Genomic DNA, 26,093 nt, shown 5'->3' on the forward strand with positions numbered 1-26,093 from the left:
ATGACCTCCAATAAGAAGTTGTCTGCCGCGGCCGCGCTGCTCGTCGTCCTCGGCGCCGGGCTCGGCTATGGCATCGCCCAGTGGCGTGCCGGTGTGTCGCCCGCTGCCCACTCCGAGGTCTCGCCAGCTGCCGCCACCAGTGCGGCGACCGGTGATCGCAAGGTTCTCTATTGGTACGACCCCATGGTGCCGCAGCAGAAGTTCGACAAGCCAGGCAAGTCGCCCTTCATGGACATGCAGCTGGTCCCGAAGTACGCCGGCGACTCGCCGGCCGGCGGCGTGGCCGTCGATCCACGCGTGGCTCAGATGCTCGGCGTGCGCACCGCAACTGCAGAAAGGCTGCGCATCGGCACCACGCTGCAGGTCCCGGCCACGGTCCAGCTCAACGAACGCGACGTCTCGATCTTGCAGGCCCGCACGGCAGGCTTTGTCCAGCGGGTCGCCCGCCTGGCACCCGGTGACGTCGTGGCTGCCGGCGCCTTCATTGCCGAACTGCTGGTACCGGAATGGGCCGGCGCCCAGCAGGAGTTCCTGGCGGTGCGCCGTACCGGCGACGAAGCCTTGACCTCTGCGGCGCGCCAGCGCCTCGTGCTCATGGGCATGCCGGTCTCCCTGATCCAGCAGGTGGAGCGCACCGGTCAGGTCCAGGCGCTGACGACCGTGCATGCGCCAACGGGTGGCCTGGTGCAGGAGCTGATGGTTCGTCAGGGCATGACCGTGTCCCAGGGCATGAGCCTGGCCCGCATCACGGGACTGTCCAAAGTCTGGATCGAGGCCGCATTGCCAGAAGCCCAGGCCGGCACGGTCCGGGTGGGCGAGTCCGTCGAAGTGGTGCTGGCCGCTTTCCCAGGCGAGACGCTGCGCGGCAAGATCAGCGCGGTGCTTCCGGAAGCCAGCAGCGAGACGCGCACGCTGCGCGTCAGGGCTGAGCTGCCCAATCCCCAGGGGCGCTTGCGGGCCGGCATGTTCGCCAGGATGCAGCTGGGTGCGTCCAGCGAGGAAGCACTGGTTGTCCCCGCCGAGGCGGTCATCCGCACCGGCCAGCGCGCGATCGTCTACGTCGTCGAGCAGCCCGGGCGATTCACGCCGGTCCAGGTGCGCCTGGGCCGCGAGCTGGGCGACAAGCTGGAGGTGCTGCAGGGCTTGCAGCCAGGCCAGCAGGTCGTCGCTTCAGGGCAGTTCCTCATCGACTCCGAGGCCAGCATGCAAGGCGTGATGCAGCGGCAGGCGGACCCCGGTGTACCGGCCGCCAGCGCCGCATCGGGGCCGGCATCGGCCACATCAACGCTTGAAGCGGTCGGCAAGGTCGTGGCGTTCACCGGGCAGCAGGTCACGCTGGACCATGAGGCGGTGCCCGCGCTCCAGTGGCCGGCGATGCAGATGGACTTCCGTCTCGCCCAGCCAGGGCTTGGCAAGGGCTTCAAGCCGGGCGACGTCGTCCGGTTCTCCTTCCGTGAGAGCCAGGACGGCTACGAGGTGATCGCCCTGCGCCGTGAAGCCCAGGGAGGCGCCAAATGATCGCCGCGTTGATCCGCTGGTCAGTCGGCAACCGCTTCCTGGTGCTGCTGGCCACGCTCTTCCTCGCCGTCGCCGGCGTGCTGTCGCTGCGCGCCACGCCCATCGACGCGCTGCCGGACTTGTCGGACGTGCAGGTCATCATCCGCACCAGCTACCCCGGCCAGGCACCACAGATCGTCGAGAACCAGGTCACCTACCCGCTGGCAACGACCATGCTGTCGGTGCCGGGAGCCAAGGCCGTGCGGGCGTTCTCCTTCTTCGGGGACTCCTTCGTCTACGTGATCTTCGAGGACGGCACCGACCTGTACTGGGCACGCTCCCGCGTGCTGGAGTACCTGAACCAGGTCCAGAGCAGGTTGCCGGCGACGGCCAAACCCTCGCTCGGGCCCGATGCGACCGGCGTGGGCTGGGTCTTCCAATACGCGCTGGTGGACCGCAGCGGGCAGCACGATCTGTCGCAACTGCGCGCGCTGCAGGACTGGTTCCTCAAGTTCGAGCTGAAGGCCGTCGCCAATGTCGCCGAGGTCGCCACCGTCGGCGGCATGGTCAAGCAGTACCAGGTGGTCATGGATCCGGCCAAGCTGATCGCCTACGGCGTGACGCATAACCAGGTGCGCGAGGCACTGATGAACGGCAACCAGGAGAGCGGCGGCGCGGTGCTGGAGCTGGCCGAGGCCGAGTACATGGTGCGTGCCAGTGGCTTCCTCAAGTCACTCGACGACTTTCGCAGCATCGTGCTGGCCAGCCGCAACGGCGTGCCGGTCCTGCTGGGCCAGGTCGCCACCATCCAGATCGGGCCGGAGATGCGCCGCGGCATCACCGAGCTGGACGGCGAAGGCGAGGCGGTGGGGGGCGTGGTGATCCTGCGCACCGGCAAGAACGCCCAGGCGACGATTGCCGCGCTCAAGGACAAGCTCAAGCAGTTGCAGGCCAGCCTGCCCAAAGGCGTCGAGATCGTCACGACCTATGACCGCAGCTCGCTGATCCAGCGCGCCATCGACAACCTGTCGATGAAGCTGGTCGAGGAATTCATCGTCGTCGCGCTGGTCTGTGCGGTGTTCCTGTGGCATTTGCGCTCGGCGCTGGTGGCCATCATCTCGCTGCCGCTGGGCGTGATGGCGGCCTTCCTGGTCATGCAGCAGCAGGGGCTGAACGCCAACATCATGTCGCTGGGCGGCATCGCCATTGCCGTCGGCGCCATGGTGGACGCAGCCGTGGTCATGATCGAGAACGCCCACAAGAAGCTGGAGGCCTGGCAGCACGCGCATCCGGGCGAAGAACTCAAGGGTGAGGCCCGTTGGCTGGTCATCACCGACGCGGCCGTCGAGGTGGGACCGGCGCTGTTCTTCTCGCTGCTCATCATCACCCTGTCCTTTGTCCCGGTCTTCACGCTGCAGGCGCAGGAGGGGCGGTTGTTCGGCCCGCTGGCCTACACCAAGACCTACGCGATGGCGGCTGCCGCGGGGCTGTCGGTCACGCTGATCCCGGTGCTGATGGGCTACTGGATCCGCGGGCGCATTCCCGACGAGCGGCGCAACCCCATCACGCGGGGACTGATCACGATGTATCGGCCTGCGCTGGAGGCGGTGTTGCGCTGGCCCAAGGCCACGATCCTGGTGGCCGTGGCGGTGTTCGCGACGACCCTCTGGCCCCTGATGCGTCTGGGCGGCGAGTTCCTGCCGCCCCTGGACGAGGGCGACCTGCTGTACATGCCGTCTGCGCTGCCTGGCCTGTCCGCCCAGAAAGCCGCCGAACTGCTGCAGATCACCGACCGCATGATCAAGACCGTGCCCGAGGTGCAAAGGGTGTTTGGCAAGGCCGGACGGGCAGAGACCGCCACCGACCCCGCGCCGTTGGAGATGTTCGAGACCACGGTCCAGCTCAAGCCGCGCGAGCAGTGGCGCCCGGGCATGACGCCGGAGAAGCTGGTGGAGGAACTGGACCGCACGGTGAAGGTGCCAGGACTGAGCAACATCTGGATCCCGCCGATCCGCAACCGCATCGACATGCTGGCCACCGGTATCAAGAGCCCGATCGGGGTCAAGGTATCCGCCACGGATCTGACCGCCATCGACCGGGTTGCGGCCCAGATCGAGGCCGTGGCGAAGAATGTGCCTGGTGTCAGCTCTGCGCTGGCCGAGCGCCTGACCGGCGGCCGCTACGTCGACGTGCAGATCGACCGCGCGGCTGCTGCTCGCTACGGCATGAACGTGAGCGACGTCCAGTCGGTGGTGTCGGGTGCCATCGGCGGAGAGAACGTCGGCGAGACCGTCGAAGGCCTGGCCCGCTTCCCGATCAACCTGCGCTACCCACGCGAGCTGCGCGACACGCCGGAAAAGCTGCGCAACCTGGCCGTGCTCACGCCCGGCGGCCAGCAGGTGACGCTGGGCAGCCTGGCCACCGTCGCGATCGTTGACGGAGCGCCCATGCTCAAGAGCGAGAACGCCCGGCCGTCCGGCTGGGTCTACGTCGACGTGCGCGGCCGCGACCTGGCATCGGTCGCTGGCGACCTGCGGCGCGCCGTGGCTCAGCAGGTGCACCTGGAGTCGGGCATGAGCCTGGCGTACTCCGGGCAGTTCGAGTACATGGAGCGCGCCAACGAGCGGCTCAAGGTCGTCGTGCCCGCAACGCTGCTCATCATCTTCGTGCTGCTGTACCTGACGTTCCGGAGCGCCGAGGACGCCGCGTTGATCATGGCCACGCTGCCGCTCGCGTTGACTGGCGGGGTCTGGTTCCTCTACCTGCTGGGCTACAACCTGTCCGTGGCCACCGGCGTGGGCTTCATCGCGCTGGCGGGCGTGTCGGCCGAGTTCGGCGTGGTGATGCTGCTGTATCTCAAGCACGCGCTCGAAGACCGGATGCGCGCCGGCCTGTCCATCACCCGCGACGTGGTGCTCGACGCCGTCCGCGAGGGCGCCGTATTGCGAGTGCGACCCAAGGCAATGACCGTGGCGGTGATCCTTGCCGGCCTGCTGCCCATCGTTTGGGGATCAGGCACCGGGTCGGAGGTCATGAGCCGGATCGCCGCACCCATGCTTGGCGGCATGGTCACAGCGCCGCTGCTGTCGTTGTTCGTCGTGCCGGCCGCGTTTGTTCTGATTCGTGCAAGGCGCAAGGCTTCACTGTGAGCCGCGCCGTTTATTGCTTAAGGCTTGCCCCCGTGGGAAGGTCAACGGGTCTTGCCCTTGGCATGCTGCCTTTGTGTATCCGTACAGTCACGGGTTATGAAACATCTCCTCCTGTCCGCCTTGGGCGCCATTGCCTTGTGGGGCGGCGCTGCTCGCGCCGACGTCATCACTATCGAATGGGGCGCGGACGGCCGTTTCGCCAAGGAGCTGACGGTAGCGCCCGGCAAGTTCGCCGAGGTCTGCGGCAAGCTGCCCGCCAAGGCGGTCGTGCATTGGTCCTTCGAGACGGATTTGCGGCTCGACTTCAACATCCACTATCACGAGGGCAAAAAGGTGGTCTTCCCGGCCAAAATTGACGGGAGTCAGCAGGCCAATGGCGAGCTGAACGCGCCGGTCGCCCAGGATTTCTGTTGGATGTGGAGCAACAAGGCAGGCGGCGAGGCCAAGATGAAGTTCGACCTCCAGCGCAACGCTGGCACCTGAACGTGTCTGGTGGCACTCACCTGTGCCACCGGCGTCTCCGTTCCGGGCATGTGCAGAGCCCGCGCCTGCCATGGAGCGCAGGGCGCGTGAACGCCTTGAAGCGCTTGCTAAGCTTGCGCCGTGTTCGCTGCATTTGATGACGCATCGATAGGCCGGGCGGCTTCGGGACAACGCCCTCGTGAGCCACCGGTCCTCAATGTTGATGGGGGCTGTGCCCTGTCAAATGGGCGCCGATGATGAACACTGCGGCGACGGCCGTGGCGATCATGAGAGTCTTGAGCCATCGACCCGGCTTGGCCGCCGTCGACGAAGCATCGCCTCGGCGCGCCCAGGCGATCTGACCATTTGGCTTGTAGGTCCCCAGAGCCGCAGCGACCACCAATGCGACCAAGGCGGCCGCCGAGTCCCACACCAGCTGCAGCCGCAGCCCCCTGAGGTCCGAGGGCAGCATCGGCCCTTGAGCGGCCGCAGCCGCGAGATCGTCGGTGGGGCCCATGTGCAGCAGCAGGATGCCCAGGGCCGCGACGCTGATGACCAGTTTGACGACGATCCAGGCATGGCGCACCACCCCCCACGGCGTGACCAGTGCCTGGACGAGGCCACTGGCCACTGACGCGATGCCCAGCGGCATCACGACATGCCAGCCAACGTCTTGCATGCCGAGGTAAGCCGCGCGCGTGGCGAACTCAGTTGGACCATCGAGTCCCTTGGCGGCAAGCGCAAAATAGGTCGCGATTGCTCCCATCCAGCCCAGTGAACCGATCAGGTGTACGAGCATCAGCGCCTTGCGCCAGGAGCCGGTGAGTTGCATGGGTCGTGTCGTTTCCTGTGTTGACGACACGGTATGAAGAGGTGGGCGGCAGGTCAATGAACAGCCGTGCTTCGGCGTCCGGATCCGGACACAGGTCACCATTTGTCTGCCGCCCATGCCATTGCCAGAGCCAGATCGCCGCATCTCCCGCACGCAGTGCGCGCTACAGCAGGCGTTGCTCACGCTGACCGAGCGCAAGGACTATGAAGCGATCACGGTGGAGGAGCTGTGCGAGAGCGCCAACGTCGGCCGCTCCACTTTCTACGAGCACTTTCGTGGAAAGGACGATCTCAAGCGCAGCGGCGTGCGAGTCCTGGCGGCACGATTGAAGGACATGCCGCTGTCCTACGAGCTGGCGTTTTCTTTCAGCCTGCCTCTACTGGGGCACGCGAAAGCGCATCTGCGCCACATTCGAGCGCTTGGCCGCGGTCGCGGCCGTGAGGTGTCCCTGCAGGCATTGACCGGCGTGGTTCACGACCAAGTTGAAAGGGAGTTGCTCGCGACCAGGGCGCTGCCGGCAGCAGAGCTGGAGTTGGCGACACGGTTCTTCGCTGGCGCTTTCATGGCGGTGCTCGTCGGTTGGCTGGACGAAGGGGCGCGGCTGCCGGCTGAAGAGGTGGACGCCGCGTTTCGCAGGCTGGCGAGTGGCATCCGGACCACCGGTCAGCCCTAAAAGGGTGTTGCGGCCGGGAGGCGTTCTAGCGCCGGCGCGGCGATGGCCCGAGGGCCCCGAGAATCTGGCGCCATGGAAGAACTCAAAGCACTGGACCAATTGTCCGAGCCCGACGAGCGTCAACGGTTTTTCGTTGTTCGGGACACGCCTTTCAGCCCATACCGGCCGATGCAGGCGTCGGATATCTACGAGATGGCGGAACGCACCAGGCTGCACCCGGCCGTGCCAGATGAAGTGCGATCACACTTCGCGATGGCGCAGAACCTGCTCGCGTATTCCTGGTACTGCTACCCGTTCAACGTGGCGGCCGAACTGCATGCCTACATCTCGGTCGAGTTTGCACTGCGCGTGCGGTTGGCGGCTCCGGCCTCGCGCAACTTCCAGTCTCTGCTAAAGGACGCGATGAGCACCGGTCTGATTACGTCCAGCGGGTTCACCTATGGCCGCGATCCCGAGCGGCAGGTGTATCCACCAAACACACAGGTACCTCCGAGGAATGCCCAAGTCGAGGACTACGCGACCACGATAGCCGAGGCCATGCGCTCGCTGCGAAACGACCTTGCGCACGGCACGAACATGCTCCACATGAAGGGTGGCACGGTGCTGCTGGTGTGTTCGGAGCTCATCAATCAGCTGTTCGAGCCACGCGGCGTTTGAGGTCGAAACTACTGCCAGCGCGGGCCAATCCACCTACACGAGCGAAACCTTGACTGCCTTGACGGACTGGGCGGCGTCGGAGGAATGCTTCGCACGCGGCGCCGGCTGGTCCATGTACATGCCTTCGCGGAGCGCGCCGGCCGGCATCATCGCCACAGCCGGGTCAGCCTGTTGCGGGCAGACGCAGCCTGCGAAACCATCGGTGAGAACAGCAACGACAGCATCACGATGAACGAGGTGGTCAGGCGATGGGTGGAGCGGCGTCGTGCTTCTCTGCAAGCGCCGCCGTAGCGCTCTTGAAATGGTCCTCCTCGTCGGTCTGACCACACGCCTCGACCTCACACTGCACGGTGACGTGGTGGATGCCAAATGTCTCCGCCAGGCGCCTGCGCACCTCGGGAAGGATTTGCTTTTCAGCGTTCACCTCCGGCTCCGTCACAAGGTGGACCGTGAGCGTGCTCTTGCCGCTCGTCACCGCCCAGACGTGCAGGTCGTGCAGGCTTTTGACGCCAGGCACTGCCAGCAGAAGCTTCTTCAGCTCAACCATGTCGACGTCTTCGGGCACCCCTTCCAGCAGGATGTTGACGCTCGCCTTGAGCAACGTCCACGTCCGAGGTACGACCCACAGCCCAATGAGGATGGCGACCGCTGAGTCGACCCAGGCCCAGCCCGTGAACTTCAAGATGACCGCGCCGACGATGACGCCGACCGAGCCAATCATGTCGGCCCACACCTCGAGGTAGGCACCCTTCACGTTCAGGCTCGACTCCTGGCCGCCCTGAAGGACGCGCATGCTGATGAGATTGACCAGCAAGCCGATGACGGCGATGACGAGCATCGCCGTCGACTGGATTTCTGGCGGCGCCTTGATGCGCAGGTAGGCCTCGTAGAGGATGTAGACCGCCACGCCGAACAGCAGCATGGCGTTGAACGCTGCGGCCAGGATTTCGAAGCGGTGGTAGCCGAAGGTCCTTCGGGCATCGGCTGGCCGCTTGGCTATCCGGATGGCCGCAAGTGCAATGGCCAGCGCCGCGACGTCCGTGAACATATGCGCCGCGTCGGAGATGAGCGCGAGGCTCTGCGACACGATGCCGCCGACCAGCTCGACGAGCAGGAACACTGTCGTGAGCGCTAAGGCAATCCGTAGCGAGCGCTGGTTCGCGCCCGCTGCGTGGTCGTGGCCCGCCGACCCGTGACCGTGGTCGTCTGACATCGTCATCTCCTTAGGCCTTTACCGGGGTCGCAACTGGAGCTTCGACCTCGTCGTCATCCCGCCGGTGTGCCCACCGATACAGCAGCGGTAGCACCAGCAGCGTCAGCGCCGTCGAAGACAGGATGCCGCCAATGACGACCGTGGCCAGTGGGCGCTGCACTTCGGCGCCGGTGCCGGTGGCGATTGCCATGGGCACGAAGCCAAGCGAGGCAACCAAGGCCGTCATCAGCACAGGACGCAGCCGCGTCAAAGCGCCTTCCCAGATGGCCTCATCAAGGCTCTTTCCCTCCTCGCGGAGGCTGCGGATGAATGACAGCATGACCAGCCCGTTGAGCACTGCGACACCGGACAAGGCGATGAAGCCGACCGCCGCCGAAATCGAAAGCGGGATGCCTCGAAGCCAAAGTGCCAGCACACCACCGGTGAGGGCAAACGGGATGCCGGTGAAGACCAAGAGGCCGTCCTTGGCGTTGCCGAACATAGTGAAGAGGAGCGCGAAGACCATGGCCAGGGCCAGCGGCACCACAACCTGCAAGCGCTGCGACGCGGACTGCAGTTGCTCGAAGGTGCCGCCCCAAGCGGTCCAATAGCCCGTCGGCACCTTCACGCTCGCCATCGCAGCCTGCGCATCGGCCACGAAGGATCCGAGGTCTCGACCCGTCACGTTGGCGCTGACCACCACCCGGCGCTTGCCGTTCTCCCGGGAGACCTGGTTGGGCCCCGGCGCAACTTCAAGCGTCGCCACTTCCCCAAGCGGGATGTACGACGCGCGGCCTTCAGCACCAGACTTCGGCAACGGGATGGGGAGGCGCTTAAGCGCCTCGACGTCCTGACGCACGTCTTCCGGCAGCCGCACGAGGATGTCGAAGCGTCGGTCACCCTGGAAGAAGGTGCCGGCTTCTCGCCCGCCGACGGCCGTCGCCACAGCCTCCTGCACGTCGGTCATGTTCAGGCCGTATCGCGTGGCCTTGGCGCGGTCGATGTTGACCGAGAGCATGGGCAAGCCGGTCGTCTGTTCGACCTTCACTTCGGTTGCGCCTGGCACTTTCTGCAGCGCGGCCGCAATCTTGTTGGCCGTCTCGTTCAGAGCGTCGTTGTCGTCACCGAATACCTTGACCGCCACATCGGAACGCACGCCGCTGATGAGTTCGTTGAAGCGGAGCTGAATCGGCTGCGAGAACTCGTAGTTGTTGCCAGGGACCTTGGCCGCTTCGTCGCGGATGGCGGCCAGCAGCTCGTCGCGCGTCTTGCGCGGTTCGGGCCACTGGTCCATCGGTCTGAGCATGATGTAGCCGTCGCTGATGTTCGGCGGCATAGGGTCCGAAGCAATCTCAGCGGTGCCAGTGCGCGCAAAGATGCGTTCAATCTCAGGGAACTTGGCCATGAGCGTCGACTCGAGCTGCTTCTGCATTTCTACCGACTGCGTCAGGCTCGTGCCCGGAATGCGCAGTGCCTGGATGGCGAAGTCGCCTTCGTTGAGATTGGGCACGAACTCGCTGCCCAGTTTGGTGGCCACGATGACCGACAGGGCCACCACGACCGTGACGAGCGTCATCACGACGGGCGCGTTGCCCAGGGTCGCCTTGAGCGCGGGCTCGTAGCGGCGCTTGGCCCACTCCATCAGGCGGTTCTCCTTCTCGGTCACACGCTCACCGATGAACAGCGCCACGGCAGCGGGGACGAAGGTCACCGACAGCACCATCGCGCCGAGCAGGGCGAGCAGCACCGTGTAGGCCATCGGATGGAACATCTTGCCCTCCACGCCGGTCAGGGCGAGGATTGGCACGTAGACCACCATGATGATGAGCTGCCCGAAGAGCAGCGGCCGACGAGCCTCCTTGGCTGCCGCGAACACCTCGTGGAAGCGCTCGGCGCGCGTCAGCGACCGGCCCTTGTGCGCCTGGACGTGCGCCAGCCGGCGCACCGCGTTCTCGATGATGACCACCGCGCCGTCCACGATGATGCCGAAGTCCAATGCACCCAGGCTCATCAGGTTGGCGCTGATGCCGTACTTGACCATGCCGGTGAAGGTGAAGAGCATCGACAGCGGGATGACCATCGCCGTGATGAGCGCGGCCCGGAAGTTGCCCAGGAAGGCGAACAGCACCGCGATGACCAGCAGCGCGCCTTCGACCAGGTTCTTCTGAACGGTCTTGATGGCTTTGTCGACCAGCGTGGTCCGGTCGTAGACCGTGACGGCCTTGACCCCGGCCGGCAGCGTCTTGTTGACGGCCTCCATCTGCTTGTCCACGGCCCGCGAGACAGTGCGGCTGTTCTCGCCCATCAGCATGAAGACGGTGCCGAGCACCACCTCCTGACCGTTTTCGGTGGCGGCGCCGGTGCGCAGCTCCCGACCCAGTTCCACGGCTGCGACGTCGCGCACACGGATGGGTTGCCCTTGCGCGGTGCCGACGATGATTTCGCCAATGTCCTCCATAGACTTGACCTGACCCGGCGCGCGCACGAGGTACTGCTCGCCACGCCGCTCGATGTAGCCGGCGCCGAGGTTGGAGTTGTTCTTCTCCAGCGCGTTGACGACGTCGACCAGGCTGAGGCCGAAGGCGCCGAGGCGCTCAAGGTTGGGCGCCACGACGTATTGCTTCGCAAAGCCGCCGATAGAGTTGATTTCGGTGACGCCGGGCACGTTGCGCAGCTGCGGCTTGACGACCCAGTCCTGGATTTCGCGCAGGTCGGTGGGCGTGTAAGCCGTGCCGTCGGGCTTCCTGGCGCCCTTCGCCGCCTCGACCGTCCACAGGTAGATTTCTCCAAGACCCGTGGAGATGGGTCCCATGCTCGGCGTCACACCGGCAGGCAGCCGCTCGCGTGCCTCCTGCAGTCGTTGGTTGACGAGCTGGCGCGCGAAGTAGACGTCGGTGCCGTCCTTGAAGATGACGGTGACCTGGGACAGGCCGTAGCGCGACAGGGAGCGCGTCTGCTCTAGGCCAGGCAGGCCGGCCATGACGGTCTCGATGGGATAGGTGACGCGCTGTTCGGTCTCCAGCGGCGAATAGCCGGGTGCCTGGCTGTTGACGACGACCTGCACGTTGGAGATGTCGACGACGGCGTCGATGGGCAGCTTGGTGTAGCTGTAGGCCCCGAGGGCTGCCATGGCCAGCACGGCGAGCATGACCAGCCAGCGCTGTTCGATGCAGAAGCGGATGATGCGTTCAAACATGTCCGTCCTCCCGCTCAGTGTTCGTGGCCCGCGCTGGCTTTACCCAGTTCGGACTTGAGGACAAAGGTGTTCTTGGACGCGACCTGGTCGCCAGCCTTGAGACCGCTGAGCACCTCGACCGCACGACCGTCTGAGCGGCCTACCTTGACGGGCGTTGCCTCGAAACCGCCGGACACGGCCTTGAAGACCATCGCCTGGTTCTCGATGGTCTGGACCGCGTCTGCCGGCACCGTCAGGGGGACGTCCTGGTTCTCGCCGTAGACAGCGACGGTCACGAAGAGACCGGGACGCCATGCGCCATCCGGATTGGTCAGCGTTACGCGGGCGCGGGCGGTGCGGGTCTGTTCGCCCAGCAGCGCGCCGACGTAGGAGATGGTCCCTTCGACCTTGCTCTCGAACGCGGTCGACGAGACCGACACGCGCTGGCCGACACGAACCGTGGCCAGGTCCTTGGGCGCGACGTTGAACTCCGCCCAGACCGACCGGAGGTCGGAGACGGTGAAGATGCTGGCGTCTTCCTTGACCGCCTCGCCGAGCGCCAGGTGCTTCTCGACCACGGTGCCGTCGAACGGCGCGCGCAGCTCGAAGCGGTTGAGGTTCGCCGACGAGCCAGTCGCGCCAGGTGCGCCGACGGCAGCAAGCTTCTGGGTCGCGTTGCGGACCGCGATGTCCGCTTCACGCATGGCAGACTGGGCCTGCAGGTAGTCCTGCTCGGCAGAAATCTTCTCCTGCCAGAGCTTCTTCTCGCGCTCGTAGGTGACGCGGGCGGCGTCACGGCGCTCCTGGGCGGTCAGCAGCTCGCTGCGCTGCTCGGACAGCGAGTTGCTGGCGATGACGGCCAGCACCTCGCCCTTGCGCACCGACTGGCCGAGATTGGCGACGACCTGCTCGGCCACACCTGCCAGGCGGGGCACGACGTGGGCCGTGCGGTCCTCGTTGAACCGGATTTCGCCGGTGAACTCGGCGGCGGCTTGGAGCTTTGCCGGGCCTGCGACTTGCATCGCGATGCCCGCCTTCTTGACCTGGTCCTCGGTCAGCTTGACCGTGCGCTCTTCATGCTCCTCGTGTGCTTCCTTGGCAGCCGGCGCCGCCTTCTTGTCGTCGTCGCCCTCCTTGTGTGCGTGGCCGGACTCTTCGGCATGCTCTGCCTCTTCGCCGGTTTTGTGCCGTTCGGTGAGCAGCAGTCCGCCGCCGGCCAAGATGCCAACAAGGACGATGACCGCCATCGCGATGCGTTGTTTCTTCGTGATTGCCATGTTCGTGTTCCGTTTCAGCGACCGAGCAGGCGGTCGATGGCCGTGGCGGCTTGGTATGCGTTGGAGAGCGTGCTCAGGTAGCGCGCTCGGGCTTGCAGCAGGGATCGCTGCGCGTCGATGACGTCAAGGAAGCCGAACTTGCCGGCTTCGAAGCCCTTGCTAGCTGAGTCGTAGGCCTGCTGCGCAGCGGGCAGGACCGTCGACTGCAGCGCCTGCAACGATGTGCGGGCAATGGACAACTGCGCCGCCGCTGTCTGCAGTTCGGAAAGAACACGCAGACGCGCGGCCTGGAACTCGTCCTCTGCCTTGTCGGCGCGCTTGCTGGCTTCGTAGACCGCGCCCTGGTTGCGGTCAAAGAGCGGCAACGGGATAGACAGGCCGAGGATGGCCTGCGTCCGTCCCAGTTCGTTGTCGCGCTTCGCGCCAACGCTCAGCGTCACGTCCGGCGTCGCCTTGCTGCGCTCGACACCCACCAGCGCCTTGCGGCGCTCCACCTCGGTACGGGCGGCCAGCAGCGCCGGAGCCTCCTCGAGCCGGCCCATCAGCTCGGGCAGAGGTGCGCGTTCCGGGATGACGTTGATGTCGCCTGCGACGCGAACGAACCGTGGCTCTGCGTCGCCCCAGAGGTTGGCCAGTGCATGGCGGGCGGTCGTCAGCTCCGCTTGTGCTTCGGCGAGTTCGAGCTGTGCATTGGCCTGGTCGACCTGGGCGCGGGTGGCATCCACCGGCGAAACCTTGCCGGCCGCTACACGCTTGGATACGGCCTGGGCGCCGCTCGTGGCGAGGTCAGCCGAGTTGCCGGCAAGCTTTGAGCGCTCCTGACCTGCGAGCACCGCGAAGTACGCCGCGATGGCCGATGAACGAACCTGGGCCTTCGCGTTGGTCAGCTCGACCTGCGCAAGGTCGCGGGCACGCTCAGCAGCGTTGACACGGGCAGCGCGTTTGCCACCCAGTTCCAACGGAATGTTCAGCGTCGTCGTTGTGGTTCGCGTCGCGCTACGGGTGTCCTCGACGCTTGCAGCGAGTTCCGGGTTCCGGAATGCACCGGCCTGCCGGACGGAGCCGTCGTGGGCTTCAAGCTCTCGCTGCGCCGCCGACACCACGAAGCTTCGCGATGTCGCCAGGTCGAGTGCCTGTTCGAGGGTGAGTGTTTCCGTCGCCTGCTGGGCGCGGACGGTGAAAGGGCTGAGCAATGCGGCCGCCAGCCCGAGCGGCCAAAGAATTCTTCTCATCGAATCTCATAGGTTGAAACCAGGGATTCGGCGGGACGGGTGTGGTTGGAAGTCCTCCTGTCTCGCCGGCTAGGCGAGACGGCGCCACTGAGGGCGGTCTGGCGCCCTGGTGGGCGCGGACGCAAGAGCGTCAGAGGTGACGGCGACCAAGCCGGTCGCAAGGCCGGTGGGCCACAGGCCTGCCAGTGCATCGGCGGCTATGGCCGAACTGCTGATGTGGCAAGAAGCACAGTCGTTGTCCACGACCAACTTCTTCGCCATGGGTTTCTTAGCTTCAGCCTCGTGTGCGTCTGCCTTGTGCTCGTGCTGGTGGTGGCCGAAGTGCTTGGCACCTTGCGTCGTCGTCTCATGCTCACAGTACGCGGCCGCAGCGCCCCAGGCGACCTGAAGAGGCAGCAGGAATGACAGCGCCACCAGGAAGGCGGTGGTCAGGCGGTGGAGGCGACGGATGGTCATCAGTGTTGGCAGTCTAGCGGTTCGGCTTTTGCCGGCGCCCGTCGCACGCCATCACCCCTGCTGCTCCGGCTTGGATGAGGCACGTCCGTGCCAGAGGAAGAACCCCAGCACGAACGCCAGAACGACCGCCTGGGCGGCGAGACCGATGGTGGATGGGTACACCCCCAGGAGTTCAAGGCGAGGGGACGGCAGCGCGCTCGGGACAATCCAACCGGCCTCCTGCAAAGCTGCGACCCCCTTGCCGGTGAGAACGACGGCGAGCACGGCGACGAGCCAGGAGCTGGCGGAGAAGAACTTGCCGATGGGCAATGTTGCGCTGAAGCGCAGAAGCAGGACGGTGATTGCTACCAAGGCCAAGATGCCTGCAGCCAGCCCGGCCAGGATGGCGTGGTCGTTGCCCTGGCCCCAAAGCGCCGCGTAGAACAGGATGGTCTCGAAGACCTCGCGATACACCGCGATGAAGGCCAGGCCAAACATGAAGAATGCTGACTTGCGGTTCAGGGCCGCAGACATGCGCTCGCGCAGATACGCCTGCCACTGCCCGGCAACGCTCTTCTGGTGCATCCACACGCCAACGCTCACGAGCACTGCCGCAGCGAAGAGGCTCGACAACCCCTCAGTCACTTCACGGTTCGCTCCACTGATGGTGACGAGGTACGTCGCAGCACCCCACGTCGCCGCGCCGGCAAGGAGCGCCGTCACCCAGCCGGCGTGGACATAGCCAAGCACATCTGGACGTTCCGCTTTGCGCAGGAACGCAATCATGGCAACCACGACGAGCAGGGCCTCAAGACCCTCGCGCAGCAGGATGGTGAGGCTGCCCAGGAAGGCAGCTGTCCAGTCCGCCTTTGAGTCCGCAAGCACCTTGTCGCCCAGCGTGAAGAGCTGTTCCACGTCGGCCGCCGATGCGGCCACTTGGTCGACAGGGGACCTGTCCGAGATGCTCGACCGGTAGCGGCCCATCGCCACTTCAATCTGGTTCCTCAACGAGCCATCCTTGGCCGCGAGTGCATGCTCGTAGGGCTCAACACCATCCAGATAGGACGACAGGGCAAGGTCCTGTGCCTTCTTGAGGTCGCCGGCCTTGTACGCGGCCAGGCTGTCCTTGAGCTGCTTGCGCGCCAGCGACAAGCTGCCGGTTGCAGCCTGGCTCAGCGCATCGGGATTCGCATGCAGATAGGCCATCACAGCGCTCGCATCCTTTTCGCCAAGCGACTCGGCCAAGTCGTTCTGCGTCAGACCGACGAAGCGGTCGACGTTGGGAACAGCGGCTTTCGCCTTCTCTCCTTCAGCCCACACCTTCTTGCCCTGCCCGACCTCTCCGCCGTCATGCGCGAAGGTGCCGAGGTAGGTGGCAACGGCCCACCGGTCTTCTTCGGAAAGCTGACCGAACGCGGGCATGGCCGTTCCGGCGATGCCTTGCGACACAGCTTGGTAGAGCGCAAAGAGGCTGCGTTGGCGTGCACGCTCCTTGTCGGTGAACGCGACGGGCAGAGGGTTCAATGCCTTACCCACAGGCCCCAGGCCGTTGCCAGTCGTGCCGTGGCAGCTCGCGCAGTTTTCGGCGTAGACCTTCGCTCCAAGTGCCACATCCGGGATGGTCGACGGCGCCAGAGGGACGGGATAGGTAGCGACAAGGTGTCTGGCCAGAGCCTTGGACAGCGTGCCGACCTTGCTTGCCTCAGCTCGGGCGCCGATGGCCGCCTCAAGCTCGGTAGCCTGAGCAATCAGCGCGGCCTTTTCGCCCCTCGCTTCCAGTCCTTCGATTTTGGTTCGCGCCGTCAGCACGAACTCCTTCATCTCGTCGTACTCGGACTGCGAAACGACCTTGCCTTCTTTGACGGCACCGGCGTAGTCGACGGCCAGGTAGTCGAGGATCTGCCAAACGCGCTTCACATCGGCTTCCGACGCTTGCGAAACGCCTGAGAAGATGAACGCAGCGAGGACGGCGAGGGCCTTGGCGCTGCGTTGGACTGTCTTAGTGAGACTCATTTCGGTTCTTGTGCAAAAAGATGGCCCGCGCAACGCGAGCCATTCGGTCGAGGACTTAACGAGAGCTTTTCAACAAGCGCAACCCGTTGAAAACCACCAGCAGGCTCGCGCCCATATCAGCGAAGACAGCCATCCACATGGTGGCGCTGCCGAACACTGCCAGCACGAAGAACACGGCCTTGATGCCAAGCGCGATGGTGATGTTCTGCCACAGGATGGCGTACGTGCGCTTGGACAGCCTAATGGTCTCGGGCACCTTGCGCAGGTCGTCGTTCATGATTAGCACGTCGGCCGCTTCCTTCGCCGTATCCGTGCCGGCACCGCCCATCGAAAACCCCACCGCTGCTGCAGCGAGAGCCGGTGAATCATTTACGCCGTCGCCGACCATGCCAGTCGATTGAGCCTGACCGAGCTCGGAAATCACCTTGAGCTTGTCCTCCGGCAGCAGATTGGCCTGAACGTCGTCGATGCCGACTTGGCTGCCAATCGCCTTCGCCGTCGATGGGTTGTCGCCGGTCAGCATGATGGAGTGGATACCCAGCGCTTTCAGGTCAGCAACCGCCTGCTTGCTCGTCTCCTTGACGGTGTCAGCGACCGCAAAAAGCCCCAGGACGCGCTCTTGGTCTGCCAGCAAGGACAGCGTACGACCCTGGGCCTCGTGCTCCTCGAGTCGCGCCTCCAGCTCGGCGGAGCACAGGCCTCGCTCATGCACCCAACGGTGATTACCAAGGATGTACTGGCGGCCATTGACAGTGCCGTGAACGCCTCGGCCCATGTCGGCTCCGAAGTCTTCGACGGGAAGTGCCTCGCCGTCCAGCCCGGTCGCGACGGCCTTGGACACGGGGTGGTCTGAGCGCGAGGCCAGGCTCTTGGCGATGCGCAGCACCTCCGCTTCCGGCAGGTCCTGCGGCAAGGCCGCGTGGGCGACGAGTCGCGGCTTGCCCTCGGTCAGCGTACCGGTCTTGTCCAGCGCGACCACCTTGAGCTTGCGAGCCTCCTCAAGGTGGACACCGCCCTTGATGAGGATGCCGCGACGGGCCGCAGCAGCCAAGCCACTGACGACGGTCACAGGCGTCGAGATGACGAGAGCGCACGGGCAGGCGATGACTAGCAGGACCAACGCCTTGTAGAGCGCGGTCAGCCAGGGCCAACCCATGAGGAAAGGCGTTCCGACAGCGACAGCAAGCGCCAGCACGAAGATGGCCGGCGTGTAGATGGCCGCGAACTTGTCGACGAAACGTTGAGTTGGCGCGCGCTGGCCTTGTGCTTGTTCGACGGCATGAATGATGCCGGCCAGCACTGTGTCGCTGGCGGACTTGGTCACTTCGAACTCGAGCGAGCCGCTCTGATTGATGGTCCCCGCGAAGACGCTGTCGCCTGGCGCCTTGTCGACAGGAATACTTTCGCCGGTGACTGGGGACTGGTCGACGGCACTCTGACCGGCGGTGACGCGGCCATCGAGGGCGAAGCGCTCGCCAGGCTTGACGCGGGCGGTCGAGCCCACCGCAACGGTCTTGGCGTCCACGCTGGCCCAGGCGCCGTCAGTCTGGCGCACCTCCACTTGCGGCGGTGACAACGCCAGCAGGCCGGTGATCGCGTTGCGCGCCCTCTCGACCGAGCGCGCCTCGATGAGTTCAGCCAGGGAATACAGCGCCATCACCATCGCGGCTTCCGGCCACTGCCCAATGGCAAATGCACCGGCGACGGCCACAGACATCAGGGCGTTGATGTTGAGCTGCCCGTGCAAGAGGGCTGAAAGGCCTTTGCGGAACACTGCAAGACCCGACAGCGCAATAGCACCTGCCGCGATGGCCATACCCACGGCCTTCCAGGCCAAGGTGTCCGGCGCGACGAAGTGGACCAGCTCCGCGCCGACGGCAACGAGCAGCGCCGCCACCAGGCGAATCAGTTCGGCGCGCTGAGCCTTGGCTGTGTCCTCCGCAGGAGGCGGTGCTGACAGCGTCTCCGTCTTGAAGCCGATGCCATTGATGGCGGCAATGACTGGCTCCCAGGTTGCTTGCGGGGCGTCGATGTCCAACGCGCGTGCGGGGAGGTCGAACCGCAAACCGCGCACCTCAGGGAAGCGCTCCAGCGCCCGGCGTATCTGGCCCTCCTCGGTCGGACAGTCCATGGCGGGGATGCGGAGCAGCAGGCCGCTCCCGGACGTCGCGGCGACTGGGGCCCTGGTCTCTGCGCCGCAGGCCGAGCCGCAGCATGGCGACTCCTGGGGGTGCGCATGGCTGGACTCGCTCCCATGGGCTTGTCCAGCCCCATGCGCATGGTCGTGCTCATCGTGAAGGTCGGCATGGTCGCCGTGCGCGTGCTCGTGGGTGCTCATGCTTGCTCGTGTGTCGGGTGCGAAGGTATTTGACAACCTGTAGCTGCTACAGAGTCAAGCCCCTACACTTTCTGCTGGATAGTCGGAGAAATCATGAAGATTGGTGACCTGTCCACCGCGTCGTCCACGCCTATCGAGACCATTCGCTTCTACGAGCGCGAGGGCTTGCTGCCCGCGCCGGGCCGGACGCAGGGGAACTTTCGCGTGTACGAGCCGCCGCACCTGGAGCGGCTGCAGTTCATCCGCTACTGCCGCGGCCTCGATATGTCATTGGATGAGGTGCGGGCCCTGCTGCGCTTCAAGGATGCTCCCGGTGAGGATTGTGGTGACGTCAATGCGCTGCTCGACGAACACATCAGCCACGTGTCCAAGCGCATCAAAGAACTGCGTACGCTTGAAAAGCAATTGAAGGAGCTCAGGCAGCGGTGCGGCGATGTCCGGCCGGCTGACCAATGCGGCATCCTTGCCGGCTTGGCAGAGGCGTCGCAAGAGTCATCGCCTGCCGAGCAGCCCGGCACCCATCTACGCTCCGTGCACAAGCACTGATCACGGAAAGGAACAGAGTCAGCGTTGACTCGTGCAGCAACTGCGATCGACTGCAACGCCCGCTCGACCGCCTGGCACAGCGAGGTCTTCCAGGATCGTGCAGTCGACGGCAGCCCCGCCAGCGCATGCCGTATCGCAGCTCTGCACGAACTGGGTCATGTTGGCTTCGAGCGCCTGCAGCTCAGCAAGCTTCTCCCGAACCTGGTCCAGGTGCAGCGCCGCGATGTCGCGCACCTCAACGCAAGGCCGATCGGGTTCGTCGACCAGGCTCACCAGCTCGCGCACCTGATCGATGGAGAACCCGAAATCGCGGCAGCGCCGGATGAAGGTCAGGCGACCTACGGCAGCGTCGCCGTAGACCCGCCGGCCGGCGTCCGTGCGCGGCCCCGGCGGCAGCAGCCCGATCTCCTCGTAGTACCGGATCGTCGGCACCGAGCAGCCGGTCTGCTGGGCGACCACGCCAATGGAGCGGTTCGGCGGCTTGTTCATGCGCTCAGCTTAGCGTTTGCACCCGCAGCCCGAACCTGACCGGCTTTCAGCTTCCGCAGCGGGCAGGAACTGGGAGAACAGCCAGCGCGCGCTGGCAGCGTTTTGCTCGGGGCCTGTGATGTCCAGTCGAACGGCGTCGGCGTTGGACGTCAATCGGAACTCCAGGAAGGTGCAGCAGCTTCTTTCCAGTTCCACGACCTGCGCCAACTCGTCCTGGACACCAGGGTCGTAGACCAAGTGCAGCGTCGAGCCTCTGAGCTCGTGAGAGCGCAGAAACGCCTGTGTGAGCTGACGAATCCGCACCAGGCGAGGCCCCATCTCAGATGGACCCAACGTGCAGGCAATCGGCGCCGGCTCAGCGGCAAGCATGCTGGGCCTCCGTGGAACACGCCTCGGCGCACTCGCACTTGGCACGGTGGGCGGCGTCGCGTCGCTTCCACCACAAAGCGCCAAGCAGGCCTAGCGCGATCACGGCCAGGACGGCTGCAGCGGGCAGGAACTCGTCGGCACATGCCCACAGCGCACTTCCAAACGCTGCTAGCCCGCCAGCGATGCCCAGCAGCGGGATAGCGCAGCACGCGGCGCAGGCGGCCCCAAGGCCAAGAGCAAGTTTCCAGGGTTTCATGAGGGCTCCTTGATGATCAGATCGACAAGGTAGAACCTCAAGCCACTTGAGGAGCAAGCGATTCTTGCCAACGCCGTCTGAGGACAATGAGCTGATGGAAATCCTCAAGACCTTCGGCTTGTTCGTCGCGACGGCGTTGGCCGAGATCGTCGGCTGCTATCTGCCCTACCTGTGGTTGAAGCAGGGCAAGTCGCCCTGGATGCTGCTGCCGGCGGCGTTGAGCCTCGCGTTGTTCGCATGGCTGCTGGCCCAACATCCCACGGCCGCCGGGCGCGTCTATGCGGCCTACGGCGGGGTCTACATCGGCGTTGCCATTCTCTGGCTGTGGCTGGTGGACAAGATCGAGCCATCCAGAAGCGACTTGGTGGGCGTAGCCATCTGCTTCGTCGGCATGGGCGTCATCATGTTCTGGCCACAGGGTCGGAGCTAGAGCAAGTCTGATCTGATCGACGGCTGCAGCCGCCGCGCATTTGCAGTGCCTCGGGATGACACTTCGCCCCTGTTGCTGGCAAACGGCTTGCAGCTGAAGCATGCGGGAGATCGAATGAAGAACGGGATGGCGACGGTGTTCGCTGCTGGCGCGGCCATCGGCACGTTGGGAGGACTGATCGGCTTGGGTGGTGCCGAATTCCGGCTGCCATTGCTGATCGGCCTCTTCGGGTTCGCCGCGCTACATGCGGTCATCCTGAACAAGGCGATGAGCCTGGTCGTTGTCGCGGCGGCGCTGGTGTTCCGCACCCGGACGGTCCCGCTGGACGTCGTGCTCGCGCATTGGCAGACCGTCCTCAACCTGCTGGCCGGCAGCCTTGCGGGTGCTTGGCTTGGCGCCGGCTGGGCCACGCGTATGCGCCACCAGACCCTCTACAAGGTCATTGCCGCGCTGCTGCTGCTCATTGCCGTGGCGCTGGCGGCCGAGCATTGGCTGCCTGGCCACGGTGAGCCGCTGCTGGTCGGACCCGCTCAATGGGCGGCTGGCCTGGTGGCTGGCTTCGGCATCGGCGTGGTGGCCTCGCTGATGGGCGTGGCCGGCGGTGAACTGCTGATTCCGACATTAGTCCTGCTCTTCGGTGCCGAGATCAAGCTTGCCGGCAGCCTGTCGCTGGCGGTGAGCCTGCCAACCATGATCGTCGGCTTCACGCGCTACAGCCGCGACAGCAGCTTCCAGGTGCTGGGGCAGAACAAGCAGTTCGTGCTTGTCATGGCCGCTGGCTCACTGGTCGGTGCCGGGATCGGCGGGGCCTTGCTCGGGGTCATGCCTTCGGCGGTGCTGCTGCCGCTACTGGCTGCCATCCTGGTGGTCTCGGCGGTCAAGGTCTGGCGGCACAAGTAGTCGAGACCGGAAAGGAAAGAAGCAACGTGGCATGAGATGAAACCTTGTCATGCCAAGCCGCTGAACATCGCCGGCACTGTTGGCGCCTCCGGCATGCCAAGGCTGAGCTGCCACCATCCAACATCGCGCCAAGCACCGTGCTTGAAGCCCACGTTGCGGTACGTCCCGATGGCCTCAAAACCCAGCGCCTCATGCAGGCCCACACTACCGGCGTTGGGCAGCGCCACGCCAGCGAAGGCCTGGCAGTAACCTAGCTCGGCCAGCAGCGGCAGCAGACGGGCATAGAGCGACCGGCCCACGCCCTGGCCGCGCATGTCGTCGCGCACGTAGACGGTGGTATCCACCGACCACTGGTAGGCGGCGCGTTCCTTGTGCTTGCTGGCGTAGACGTAGCCGCAGATGGCTCCGGTTGCATCCTCGGCAACCAGCCACGGCAGCGTGGCCAGCGTCTTTTCGATGCGGGCACGCATCTCGGCAGCGTCAGGCGGGTCGACCTCGAAGGAGATCGTCGTGTGCTGCACGATGGGGCCGTAGATGGCGGCCACTGCCGCGGCGTCGTCAGGGGTGGCGGTGCGGATCTTCATGCGATGTCTTCCAACGGGGTGGTATTCGGTTCGGCCGTGCGGGCGGGTACGTGGATGAGCATCAATGCTGCCAGCGCGCTGAGCGCCAGCCCTGCCGAGAACCACAGTGCAGCGGTGCCGAAATGGGCGAGCAGCACGCCGAACAGCCACGGGGCCAGCGCCTGCGCCAGTCGTGCCGGCAACATGAGCAACCCTTGGCGGTGTCCGTAGCCGGCGGTGCCAAAGAGCGCCAACGGCAGCGTGCCCTTGGCGATGGTGAGGATGCCGTTGCCCGCGCCGTGCAGCAGGGCGAACGCCGCGGCGACCGGCGCGCCCAGCACGGCCAGCAGCGCCGCGCCCAACGGATGCATCAACGCGGCCACGCGTGCCGAATGCAACGGGTGCAGCCGGCGCAAGAAACCGAACTCCAACAACCGTCCGGCCACCTGCGCCGGTCCCACCAGCGCGCCGATGGCGACCACCGCGCCCGGCGCCGTACCCACGGCCCCCAGCAGCCCTGGCAGGTGGGCCGCCATAGCGGTGCTGACGAACCAGGTCACGGCGAACACCCAGGCCAGCAGCACGGCGGTGGCCAGCGGCGGTTCGGTGGGCTGTGCTTCAGCGCTGGCCGTCGCGCTACCCTCGGTGGCCATCACGGGCTGCTCTGCCCGCGGCAGCCAGGCGTTGAGCGGCAGCCCTATCAACAGGTGCAGCCCGGCCCAGGCCCAGCAGGCGCCACGCCAGCCCCACGCATGTTCAAGCGCCGCGGTCAGCGGCCAGCCGACCGTGCTCGCGAAGCCGGAGATCAGCGTGATGCCGGTGATGGCGCCGCGCGCGTCGTGGCCATACAGCCGCACGAGCGACGCAAATGCAGCCTCGTAGAGCCCGCTGCCCATCGCCAGACCCATGACGGCCCAGGCCGCGAACAGGCCCACAGGCCCGCCCGCCACGGCCATCAGCACGAGGCCCAGCGCGAACAGCACGCTGGTGACCATCAACACCGGCCGACCACCCCAGCGGTCGATACGCCGGCCGCTGTGCGGGCCGGTCAGGGCTGACACCACCAGGGCCGCAGAAAACGCCGCAAACACGGTGGGCTGGGACACGCCCAACTCGGCCGCCATCGGTCGCGCGAGCATCGCCGGCAGGTAGTAGGACGAAGCCCAGGCCAGCGTCTGAGCCGTGCCCAGTGTGGCGACAACGCGCGTGCGGCTGGCCGACATCGTCAGCCGCAGCAGCGAGAGGCTTGCGCAGGAGCCAGTGCCGCAACCTCGGGCACTGCCTTGGGCCCGCAGCTGCTCGGACCACAGCCGCGCTTGGGTGCAGCGACGGGTGCCGCAACCGCCACGGCTTCAGGCGCAGGACCGCAGCAGCCTGTAGCCGCGCCGGCCGGCGTCAGGTTGGCCGAGCAGACGCCCGTCTCCGGCAGTTCCAGCTCCACGCGGTCCGCCGCCACCAGGTCGCCAGCAATGGCGGCAACGACGGAGCGTGCCTGCTCGAAGCCGGTGGCCATCAGGAATGTCGGCGCGCGGCCGTAGCTCTTCACACCGACCGTATAGAAGCCGGGCTCCGGGTGGGCCAGCTCTCGATGGCCGTGCGGGCGCACGGTGCCGCAGCTGTGCAGGTTGGGGTCGATCAGCGGGCCCAACGCTTCGGTGGACTCCAACCACGTGTCCAGCTTCAAGCGCAGTTCGCTCGTTAGCGACAGATCGGGGCGCTGGCCAGTGGCGCAGATGATCTCGTCGACACCGTCCACGACGACGGACTGCTGCTTGGCGTCCAGGCCGGTGAGGCGCAGTTGATCGCCAACGCGCTCGATGCGCGTGACGCGCAGGCTGCTGAAGAACTCCAAGGCGCCGTCGTCGCGCAGCCGACGCAGCGATGCGCCCAGTGCGCCGCGGGCGGGCAGCGCGTCGGCGTCACCGCCACCGAAGACGCGCTGCAGGGCTGGCGAACGAACTGCCCAGGCTAGGCGTGTGGCTGGTGATTGTTTGGCCAGCTCCGCCAGCGACAGTAGCGCGTTCGCGGCCGAGTGGCCAGCGCCGACCACCAGCGTGCGCTTGCCTTCATATCGGCTGCGCAGCGCGCCGGCCACATCGGGGATGCCGTAGAAGATGCGGTCCTGAACCTCGGCCTCGCCGATCACCTGCAGACCATTGGCGCCCACCGGGTTGGGCTGGTTCCATGTGCCCGTCGCGTCGATGACGGCGCTGGCGCGCAGCTCCAGCACCTGACCGTCCTGCTCGTAGCGCACGAGGAAGGCGGCTTGATCGCGGCCGGCGCTCTTCACCTTGTCGAAGCCCTCGCGGCTCACTGCCAGCACGCGCGCGCCCAGCTTGATGAACGGCGCCACCTGGGGCAGCGCTGCGAACGGCTGCATCACCCGCTCGGCGACCTCGCCAGCGCGAGGCAACTCGGCGGCCGGCGGCGCGGTCCAACCGGTGGGCGCCAGCAGCCGGGCCATGGCGTGGTCGACGTCGAACTGCCAGGGCGAGAAGAGCTGCACGTGGCCGTAGTCGCGCAGGTTGGCGCCGACCTGCTCGCCGGCCTCCAGCGCGACGAACGGAAGGCCGCGCTCCACGAGCTGGGCCACGGCAGCGAGGCCGACGGGCCCGGCACCGAGCACCGCCACGGGCAGACCGGCATCGACAGCCGGCGCGTCGCGCAGCGTCAGCGCCATCAGCGCGGCGCAGGCTGGGCAGGCACCCTGGAACTCGGCCGAGGCCTTCAGCGCCTGAGGCGCGTCCTCGATCTTCATGCGCTTGAAGCCGTACTGCGCGAAGTACTCCGGCGCCGTGACGGTTAGCAAGTACAGCGCCGCGATGTCGCGGGAGCGTGCCTCCAGCAGGAGCCGCTCGACCAGCAGACGTCCGATGCCTTGCTTCTGCAGGCCGGGTGCGATGGCGACCGAGCGCAGCAGCGCAACCTGGCCGTAGACCTCGGCGCCGGCGCAGCCGACGACCTCGCCATTGCTCGTGGCGAGCAGATAGGTGGGTAGATGCGCTTGCGCGCCATCGGTGGGTAGCTTGTTGGCCAGCAGCAGGGCTTCGACGGCGGGCCAGTCAGACGCGCCGGCTTGGCGCAGGGAGATGGAGTTGTTCAGCAACATGGTTTGGAATCCTTGGATGGCTCCTTCAGGGCTTCTGCTTGGGGCGGCAGGCAGCACATGGCAGCCGGGTCTTCGCGCAGGGCCTTCAGGAGCGTCAGCAATGAGTTCTCGACGGCGTCGCGCTCGCGGGCGCTCAAGGACGCCAGCAGTCGCTGGGCGTGCTCGTCGAGGGTCTGGTTCAGCTCACGGACGGTGCGCTCGCCTTCGGCGGTGAGCGTGACGAGCCAGCTCCTTGCGTCGGACGGGTTCGGCTCCTTGGTCACCAAGCCACGGGCTGCCATGGCCTCCACGGCACGCGACACCCAGCTCTTCTCCAGGCTGACCCGCGTGCCCAGCTCGGACAGCGGCAGCGGCCCGGAGCGCCCCAGCTCGGTCAGCAGGTGGCACTGCGTGTTGGTCGTGCGGCAACAGTCGGCCACGACGCGCTGGGCGCGGGTGTACATGCGGGCAACTTCGCGCAACAGACTGGCGGAGCTGGATTCGTTCATTTGGATGTGGG

General features: G+C 66.0%; 22 protein-coding genes. 8 read left to right on the plus strand and 14 right to left on the minus strand.

All coding sequences use genetic code 11. From position 1 onward, the window contains the following. The 3 genes from ASD35_RS18060 to ASD35_RS18070 all read left to right on the plus strand — a co-directional run bounded on the left by ASD35_RS18060 (position 1) and on the right by ASD35_RS18070 (position 5,129). Positions 1-1,518 (plus strand): efflux RND transporter periplasmic adaptor subunit, encoded by a 1,518-nt coding sequence (locus ASD35_RS18060; RefSeq protein ID WP_056876362.1) that lies wholly within the window; start codon positions 1-3, stop codon positions 1,516-1,518. Beyond that, the gene (locus ASD35_RS18065; protein WP_056876363.1) at positions 1,515-4,646 is read left to right on the plus strand and encodes an efflux RND transporter permease subunit; all 3,132 of its coding nucleotides are present in this window, start codon (positions 1,515-1,517) and stop codon (positions 4,644-4,646) included. The genes ASD35_RS18060 and ASD35_RS18065 overlap by 4 nt, the downstream gene beginning before the upstream one ends. Positions 4,647-4,766: 120 nt before the next feature. Beyond that, positions 4,767-5,129, plus strand: a complete 363-nt coding sequence (locus ASD35_RS18070; RefSeq protein ID WP_157275648.1) for a hypothetical protein — start codon at positions 4,767-4,769, stop codon at positions 5,127-5,129. A gap of 193 nt (positions 5,130-5,322) precedes the next feature. On the opposite strand, the gene ASD35_RS18075 is transcribed toward ASD35_RS18070, so the two are convergent. Then, complete coding sequence (locus ASD35_RS18075) at positions 5,323-5,940, minus strand: hypothetical protein (protein ID WP_056876365.1); 618 nt, start codon at positions 5,938-5,940, stop codon at positions 5,323-5,325. Positions 5,941-6,055: 115 nt separating this feature from the next. On the opposite strand from ASD35_RS18075, the gene ASD35_RS18080 reads away from it, so the two are divergent. Continuing rightward, on the plus strand, positions 6,056-6,613 hold the full coding sequence (locus tag ASD35_RS18080; RefSeq protein WP_056876366.1) for a TetR/AcrR family transcriptional regulator: 558 nt from the start codon (positions 6,056-6,058) through the stop codon (positions 6,611-6,613). Between the two features lie 72 nt (positions 6,614-6,685). Continuing rightward, positions 6,686-7,270, plus strand: a complete 585-nt coding sequence (locus ASD35_RS18085; protein ID WP_056876367.1) for a hypothetical protein — start codon at positions 6,686-6,688, stop codon at positions 7,268-7,270. Between the two features lie 241 nt (positions 7,271-7,511). Here the strand turns inward: ASD35_RS18085 and ASD35_RS18090 are convergent, their stop codons facing one another. The 7 genes from ASD35_RS18090 to ASD35_RS18120 form a co-directional block, all read right to left on the minus strand. Beyond that, entirely contained in the window at positions 7,512-8,483 is a 972-nt protein-coding gene (locus ASD35_RS18090; protein ID WP_056877414.1) for a cation diffusion facilitator family transporter, read from the minus strand. 10 nt (positions 8,484-8,493) lie between these two features. After that, positions 8,494-11,658 carry a CusA/CzcA family heavy metal efflux RND transporter gene (locus tag ASD35_RS18095; protein WP_056876368.1) on the minus strand — a complete coding sequence of 1,055 codons (3,165 nt, stop codon included), beginning with the start codon at positions 11,656-11,658 and terminating at the stop codon, positions 8,494-8,496. Positions 11,659-11,672: 14 nt separating this feature from the next. Beyond that, complete coding sequence (locus ASD35_RS18100) at positions 11,673-12,914, minus strand: efflux RND transporter periplasmic adaptor subunit (RefSeq protein ID WP_056876369.1); 1,242 nt, start codon at positions 12,912-12,914, stop codon at positions 11,673-11,675. 14 nt (positions 12,915-12,928) lie between these two features. Beyond that, on the minus strand, positions 12,929-14,146 hold the full coding sequence (locus ASD35_RS18105) for a TolC family protein (RefSeq protein WP_056876370.1): 1,218 nt from the start codon (positions 14,144-14,146) through the stop codon (positions 12,929-12,931). 69 nt (positions 14,147-14,215) lie between these two features. After that, positions 14,216-14,602: a cation efflux protein, CzcI family gene (gene czcI / locus ASD35_RS18110; protein WP_056876371.1), complete on the minus strand. Its 387-nt coding sequence runs from the start codon at positions 14,600-14,602 to the stop codon at positions 14,216-14,218. Between the two features lie 51 nt (positions 14,603-14,653). Then, positions 14,654-16,594 carry a cytochrome c/FTR1 family iron permease gene (locus ASD35_RS18115; protein WP_056876372.1) on the minus strand — a complete coding sequence of 647 codons (1,941 nt, stop codon included), beginning with the start codon at positions 16,592-16,594 and terminating at the stop codon, positions 14,654-14,656. A 55-nt stretch (positions 16,595-16,649) separates the two neighbouring features. Then, positions 16,650-18,932, minus strand: coding sequence for a heavy metal translocating P-type ATPase (locus ASD35_RS18120; RefSeq protein ID WP_082580268.1), 2,283 nt, complete (start codon positions 18,930-18,932; stop codon positions 16,650-16,652). A 93-nt stretch (positions 18,933-19,025) separates the two neighbouring features. Here ASD35_RS18120 and cadR point away from each other — a divergent pair, with 93 nt between their 5' ends. Continuing rightward, positions 19,026-19,478: a Cd(II)/Pb(II)-responsive transcriptional regulator gene (gene cadR, locus ASD35_RS18125; protein ID WP_056876374.1), complete on the plus strand. Its 453-nt coding sequence runs from the start codon at positions 19,026-19,028 to the stop codon at positions 19,476-19,478. Between the two features lie 18 nt (positions 19,479-19,496). Here cadR and ASD35_RS18130 read toward each other — a convergent pair whose 3' ends face one another. Both ASD35_RS18130 and ASD35_RS18135 read right to left on the minus strand, forming a co-directional pair. Then, positions 19,497-19,967 (minus strand): helix-turn-helix domain-containing protein, encoded by a 471-nt coding sequence (locus ASD35_RS18130; RefSeq protein ID WP_056876375.1) that lies wholly within the window; start codon positions 19,965-19,967, stop codon positions 19,497-19,499. A gap of 9 nt (positions 19,968-19,976) precedes the next feature. Continuing rightward, on the minus strand, positions 19,977-20,336 hold the full coding sequence (locus ASD35_RS18135; RefSeq protein WP_157275649.1) for a hypothetical protein: 360 nt from the start codon (positions 20,334-20,336) through the stop codon (positions 19,977-19,979). A gap of 350 nt (positions 20,337-20,686) precedes the next feature. Between ASD35_RS18135 and ASD35_RS18140 the strand changes: the two genes are divergently transcribed. Together ASD35_RS18140 and ASD35_RS18145 are read left to right on the plus strand one after the other, a co-directional pair. Then, positions 20,687-21,022 (plus strand): YnfA family protein, encoded by a 336-nt coding sequence (locus ASD35_RS18140; protein WP_200956071.1) that lies wholly within the window; start codon positions 20,687-20,689, stop codon positions 21,020-21,022. A 114-nt stretch (positions 21,023-21,136) separates the two neighbouring features. After that, complete coding sequence (locus ASD35_RS18145) at positions 21,137-21,922, plus strand: sulfite exporter TauE/SafE family protein (RefSeq protein ID WP_056876377.1); 786 nt, start codon at positions 21,137-21,139, stop codon at positions 21,920-21,922. A gap of 47 nt (positions 21,923-21,969) precedes the next feature. On the opposite strand, the gene ASD35_RS18150 is transcribed toward ASD35_RS18145, so the two are convergent. From ASD35_RS18150 to ASD35_RS18165, 4 genes are read right to left on the minus strand one after another with little or no spacing between them, the layout of a single operon-like run. Further along, a complete protein-coding gene (locus ASD35_RS18150; protein ID WP_056876378.1) occupies positions 21,970-22,506 on the minus strand; it encodes an arsinothricin resistance N-acetyltransferase ArsN1 family B in 537 nt (178 codons plus the stop codon). Further along, entirely contained in the window at positions 22,503-23,708 is a 1,206-nt protein-coding gene (locus ASD35_RS18155) for an MFS transporter (RefSeq protein WP_056876379.1), read from the minus strand. Before ASD35_RS18155 ends, ASD35_RS18150 begins: the two co-directional genes overlap by 4 nt. 2 nt (positions 23,709-23,710) lie before the next feature. Next, entirely contained in the window at positions 23,711-25,594 is a 1,884-nt protein-coding gene (gene arsN2 / locus ASD35_RS18160; protein WP_082580269.1) for an arsenic resistance N-acetyltransferase ArsN2, read from the minus strand. Continuing rightward, entirely contained in the window at positions 25,585-26,082 is a 498-nt protein-coding gene (locus tag ASD35_RS18165; RefSeq protein WP_056876380.1) for a MarR family winged helix-turn-helix transcriptional regulator, read from the minus strand. Before ASD35_RS18165 ends, arsN2 begins: the two co-directional genes overlap by 10 nt. Positions 26,083-26,093: the final 11 nt, after the last annotated feature.

Origin of the sequence: Pelomonas sp. Root1444, assembly GCF_001426885.1 — a bacterium.
Lineage (GTDB): Bacteria > Pseudomonadota > Gammaproteobacteria > Burkholderiales > Burkholderiaceae_C > Pelomonas.

Coding starts and splice junctions, on each gene's coding strand:
- ASD35_RS18060 (WP_056876362.1), top strand. CDS start 1: ATGACCTCCAATAAGAAGTTGTCTGCCGCGGCCGCGCTGCTCGTCGTC.
- ASD35_RS18065 (WP_056876363.1), top strand. CDS start 1,515: ATGATCGCCGCGTTGATCCGCTGGTCAGTCGGCAACCGCTTCCTGGTG.
- ASD35_RS18075 (WP_056876365.1), bottom strand. CDS start 5,940: ATGCAACTCACCGGCTCCTGGCGCAAGGCGCTGATGCTCGTACACCTG.
- ASD35_RS18080 (WP_056876366.1), top strand. CDS start 6,056: ATGCCATTGCCAGAGCCAGATCGCCGCATCTCCCGCACGCAGTGCGCG.
- ASD35_RS18085 (WP_056876367.1), top strand. CDS start 6,686: ATGGAAGAACTCAAAGCACTGGACCAATTGTCCGAGCCCGACGAGCGT.
- ASD35_RS18090 (WP_056877414.1), bottom strand. CDS start 8,483: ATGTCAGACGACCACGGTCACGGGTCGGCGGGCCACGACCACGCAGCG.
- ASD35_RS18095 (WP_056876368.1), bottom strand. CDS start 11,658: ATGTTTGAACGCATCATCCGCTTCTGCATCGAACAGCGCTGGCTGGTC.
- ASD35_RS18100 (WP_056876369.1), bottom strand. CDS start 12,914: ATGGCAATCACGAAGAAACAACGCATCGCGATGGCGGTCATCGTCCTT.
- ASD35_RS18105 (WP_056876370.1), bottom strand. CDS start 14,146: ATGAGAAGAATTCTTTGGCCGCTCGGGCTGGCGGCCGCATTGCTCAGC.
- czcI (WP_056876371.1), bottom strand. CDS start 14,602: ATGACCATCCGTCGCCTCCACCGCCTGACCACCGCCTTCCTGGTGGCG.
- ASD35_RS18115 (WP_056876372.1), bottom strand. CDS start 16,594: ATGAGTCTCACTAAGACAGTCCAACGCAGCGCCAAGGCCCTCGCCGTC.
- ASD35_RS18120 (WP_082580268.1), bottom strand. CDS start 18,932: ATGAGCACCCACGAGCACGCGCACGGCGACCATGCCGACCTTCACGAT.
- cadR (WP_056876374.1), top strand. CDS start 19,026: ATGAAGATTGGTGACCTGTCCACCGCGTCGTCCACGCCTATCGAGACC.
- ASD35_RS18130 (WP_056876375.1), bottom strand. CDS start 19,967: ATGAACAAGCCGCCGAACCGCTCCATTGGCGTGGTCGCCCAGCAGACC.
- ASD35_RS18135 (WP_157275649.1), bottom strand. CDS start 20,336: ATGCTTGCCGCTGAGCCGGCGCCGATTGCCTGCACGTTGGGTCCATCT.
- ASD35_RS18140 (WP_200956071.1), top strand. CDS start 20,687: ATGGAAATCCTCAAGACCTTCGGCTTGTTCGTCGCGACGGCGTTGGCC.
- ASD35_RS18145 (WP_056876377.1), top strand. CDS start 21,137: ATGAAGAACGGGATGGCGACGGTGTTCGCTGCTGGCGCGGCCATCGGC.
- ASD35_RS18150 (WP_056876378.1), bottom strand. CDS start 22,506: ATGAAGATCCGCACCGCCACCCCTGACGACGCCGCGGCAGTGGCCGCC.
- ASD35_RS18155 (WP_056876379.1), bottom strand. CDS start 23,708: ATGTCGGCCAGCCGCACGCGCGTTGTCGCCACACTGGGCACGGCTCAG.
- arsN2 (WP_082580269.1), bottom strand. CDS start 25,594: ATGTTGCTGAACAACTCCATCTCCCTGCGCCAAGCCGGCGCGTCTGAC.
- ASD35_RS18165 (WP_056876380.1), bottom strand. CDS start 26,082: ATGAACGAATCCAGCTCCGCCAGTCTGTTGCGCGAAGTTGCCCGCATG.